This window comes from Parendozoicomonas verongulae (assembly GCF_009711465.1).
GTDB classification, from domain to species: Bacteria; Pseudomonadota; Gammaproteobacteria; order Pseudomonadales; family Endozoicomonadaceae; genus Sansalvadorimonas; species Sansalvadorimonas verongulae.
The window spans coordinates 1-1,611 of the sequence record NZ_SMME01000651.1; the positions used below are offsets into that span (position 1 = coordinate 1).

The window sequence follows — 1,611 nt, forward strand, 5'->3', positions numbered from 1 at the left end:
CAGGATGGCATGGGCACCCAGATACGGGTCGGCGTTATCGGTGCTCACACCGGCAAACACCTTACGCATAGACACATCGCCCACAGTCCGGTCGATCCGGGAAATATCCCGAAACAGGTTGTTCACCTGCCCGCCGACCACTTCATTGCCAGTCGCCCGGCCTCCGCCGTCCCCTTCGTCTGTCAGACGCTGGGACTCAAATACCTTGATATCTTCCTTGTTGATCGCCATGGTTTCGTCCATGTTATTGTGTTGAAAAATAGGTTTAAGGGACTGGTATGGATGAGACTCCTGTTACTCTTTCAGAGCTGCAAAAGAACCCTGCCTTGGTCGTGAGCAAGGCAGAAAAGTGTCCCGTAGCTTTAGTCGAAAATGGTCGTATAGAGGCCTACCTCATTTCCGCAGACGTCTATGAATGGATAGTGGACTCTCTGGATGATCAGGCTTTGGTGAACTTGGCTAAGCAGCGTCTGGCGCATACTGTTGAGAGCGGTGAAAATGACCTATAAAGGCTATGCAGCCACAATTTATTACAGTGGTGAGGATGAATGTTTCATTGGACATATCACGGGGACTGAAGACTGTATCGGGTTTCATGGCGGCTCAATTCCAGAACTGGAAGAAGCCTTCAGTGAAGCTGTTGATGATTATCTTATGACCTGTGAACACGTTGGGAAGTTTCATAAAGCCGAGGCGACGCATCACTCTGAATGAGCTTGCACAGTGAGAAACCGCAGGGTGACACCATAAAGGTCAGTGTCAGCAGGGCTGCTGATGGGCAGTATTTGCTGAGCCTCTATGGGATGCCCTTCTGAACGATCAAAAATTACTGTAAAGCTCCGACCATCTGGCAATGTGAGAGGCATGATATGAGCAGGCTGTTCACTCAAAATAAACAGAGCCTCAACCTGCGCTCTGGTTAGCCAGCTATTCTCACCATCTCCCAGCACAATGGAACGACCATAGCTTTTCTGACTTTCTGAAACGACCAGAGCACCCGTTAAGCTCCGCTCAGTGGTTTGTGCGACAGGTGACCAGTCAAACTCATTCACCCAGATAAAATTATCCGGCAACGTCAGAGTATCCAGCTGCATTTATATCGCTCTCCCACCGGCAATTTTCAAAGCCCGAAGCAGCTTGGCTTCATCACTCTGGCGAACATTCACATCCACAGCCCCACCGGCGTATTCCAGGCGGATAACTTTGGTAGGACTACTCTGTGATTCCCTGGTCTGTGTCGTGCGCTTTGTTTGTTTGCGCCGCTCTTCCCGTTCTTTCTCTTTACGCTGATCTTTGGTCTTGCTGAACACACGACTGTTCAAAGACAGGGCACGCTCGAGGTTGGAGACCGCATCCCCATCACCGGCTTTCCGGGCTTCCTTCAGTTGCCGTTCCAGATCCCGTTTCCGGGCTTCATACCGACGCTTCTCAATGGCATCGGTATTGCCCTCCAGCCGGTCTAACTCGTCCTGCAGGTTTTCCAGCGTGGAGCGGGTGCTGTTCTTCAGGCTCTCCATACGACGCTCGGCCTGTTCCACTGCCCTGTTCAGGGAATCCATATCCTGTTGGTCGAGGAGATCCAGCTCGTCCGCTGCCTTGCGGGCACTGCCT

Annotated in this window: 5 protein-coding genes; 2 read left to right on the plus strand and 3 right to left on the minus strand. The window is 51.8% G+C overall.

Going from position 1 to position 1,611, the window contains the following annotated elements:
- A partial coding sequence (locus E1189_RS02295; protein ID WP_230460042.1) for a hypothetical protein occupies positions 1-231 on the minus strand: 231 nt, incomplete at its 3' end.
- A 47-nt stretch (positions 232-278) separates the two neighbouring features.
- On the opposite strand from E1189_RS02295, the gene E1189_RS02300 reads away from it, so the two are divergent.
- On the plus strand, positions 279-509 hold the full coding sequence (locus E1189_RS02300) for a type II toxin-antitoxin system Phd/YefM family antitoxin (protein ID WP_155158451.1): 231 nt from the start codon (positions 279-281) through the stop codon (positions 507-509).
- Positions 499-714 (plus strand): type II toxin-antitoxin system HicB family antitoxin, encoded by a 216-nt coding sequence (locus E1189_RS02305; protein WP_155158452.1) that lies wholly within the window; start codon positions 499-501, stop codon positions 712-714. Before E1189_RS02300 ends, E1189_RS02305 begins: the two co-directional genes overlap by 11 nt.
- On the opposite strand, the gene E1189_RS02310 is transcribed toward E1189_RS02305, so the two are convergent.
- On the minus strand, positions 702-1,094 hold the full coding sequence (locus E1189_RS02310) for a hypothetical protein (protein ID WP_155158453.1): 393 nt from the start codon (positions 1,092-1,094) through the stop codon (positions 702-704). The two genes, E1189_RS02305 and E1189_RS02310, sit on opposite strands and share 13 nt — an antisense overlap.
- Positions 1,095-1,611: hypothetical protein (locus tag E1189_RS02315; RefSeq protein ID WP_230460043.1), on the minus strand; the 517-nt coding region annotated here is incomplete at its 5' end.